The organism is Zongyangia acetica, assembly GCF_038739695.1.
Lineage (GTDB): Bacteria > Bacillota > Clostridia > Oscillospirales > Ruminococcaceae > Zongyangia > Zongyangia gallinarum.
In genome coordinates this window covers 1-1,393 of sequence record NZ_JBBEWN010000042.1, presented here as the reverse complement: position 1 = coordinate 1,393, position 1,393 = coordinate 1, and the positions used below count along the sequence as shown (strand labels likewise).

The 1,393-nt window shown below is 52.6% G+C and carries 2 protein-coding genes; both read left to right on the top strand.

Features of this window, described 5'->3' with window-relative positions; translation table 11 throughout:
* The first annotated feature begins 123 nt into the window (after nt 1-123).
* Complete coding sequence (gene mnmM / locus WGC32_RS14980) at nt 124-675, top strand: tRNA 5-(aminomethyl)-2-thiouridylate-methyltransferase MnmM (RefSeq protein ID WP_342683073.1); 552 nt, start codon at nt 124-126, stop codon at nt 673-675.
* A gap of 95 nt (nt 676-770) precedes the next feature.
* Complete coding sequence (locus WGC32_RS14975; protein WP_342683071.1) at nt 771-1,268, top strand: GNAT family N-acetyltransferase; 498 nt, start codon at nt 771-773, stop codon at nt 1,266-1,268.
* The last annotated feature ends 125 nt before the right edge of the window (nt 1,269-1,393 follow it).

The following is a 1,393-nucleotide window of genomic DNA, read 5'->3' as shown; positions in this document are numbered from 1 at the left end:
AGCCCAAGGAGTGATTGGTCAGCCAGTTGCTCCTCTCATTGTAGCTTAGGCACGAGATGGAGGGAAAGCCGGACTGGCTGTCCGGCTTTCCTGTCCAAATTTATTGTAATAGGAGGAATAGCATTGGAATCCATACTGGAGACAGCCAAAAAACTCATCAGCGGCTCTATCCGGGAAGACAGCATTGTAGCGGACTTCACCATGGGCAACGGCCACGACACCCTGTTTTTGGCGGGCCTTGTGCCGAAAGGAAAGGTCTATGCCTTTGATATCCAGCCCCAGGCGCTGGAAAATACCCGTGCGCTCCTGACACAGGAAGGAATGGAAGACCGGGTCACGCTGATTTTAGAAAGCCATGAGCTTGCCAACCGGCATATCCCCTGCCCCATCGACGCTGGGATGTTCAACCTGGGCTATCTTCCCTACGGCGATCATGCGGTAACCACCCAGCTTTCCACCACCAAGCTGGCGGTGGAGCGGGCCGTTGCCATGCTTTCCCCTAAGGGGTGCCTGCTCATCGTGGTCTATCCAGGGCACTCGGAAGGGGCCAGAGAAGGCGAATATCTCACCCAATATGCGGCGGGGCTGGACAAAAAACGCTATGACGCTCTCCTTCACCGGCTCATCAATGTGCCGGAATGCCCCTTTATTCTGGCCATTTGGCGGAGAAAATAATTACATATAGTATAATTTAATAGAAATATATCAAAAATAAGAATTTTGGACAGACGATGGCCGAATTCTGTAGAAATGACAGGTGGGAAGGAACCATGGATCTTACATTGCGGCAGTTTGAAGAAAAAGATTTGCCCCAGATGACCGAAATTTGGAACGAAATTGTGATAGAGGGCGTCAGCTTTCCCGGCGCTGAACCTCTCTCCCTCCAGGAGGCAGGGGAGATGTTCGCCTCCCAAACCCGCACCGTCTGCGCTCTCAACGGGGAGGAAGTCGTAGGCCTTTACATCCTTCATCCCAACAATATAGGCCGGTGCGGGCATATTGCCAACGCTTCCTATGGGGTCAAGCAGGGACATCGGGGAGAGGGCATCGGGGAAAAGCTGGTGCTTCATTCTCTGAACTCGCTGGAGGAGTGCGGTTTTCGCGGACTGCAGTTTAACGCTGTCGTGGCGACCAATCACAGGGCCATCGCCCTCTATGAACGGCTGGGATTTGTCCGGGTAGGTGTGATCCCCGGCGGCTATCATCTGAAAAACGGCCAGTATGAGGATATCATCATCTTCTATCACGGCCTTCCGGAAAAGGCGTAATAAAAAAGAAGGGAGCGTTGCAGAATGAAAACCTGCAGCGCTCCCATTTTCGTTTTTCGGTGGAAGCCTGAGACCGGGAAAGCACCGGGAAAGCAGAGAAAAACGCGGAGTTTTCCACAAAAAAG

Coding starts and splice junctions, on each gene's coding strand:
- WGC32_RS14975 (WP_342683071.1), top strand. CDS start 771: ATGGATCTTACATTGCGGCAGTTTGAAGAAAAAGATTTGCCCCAGATG.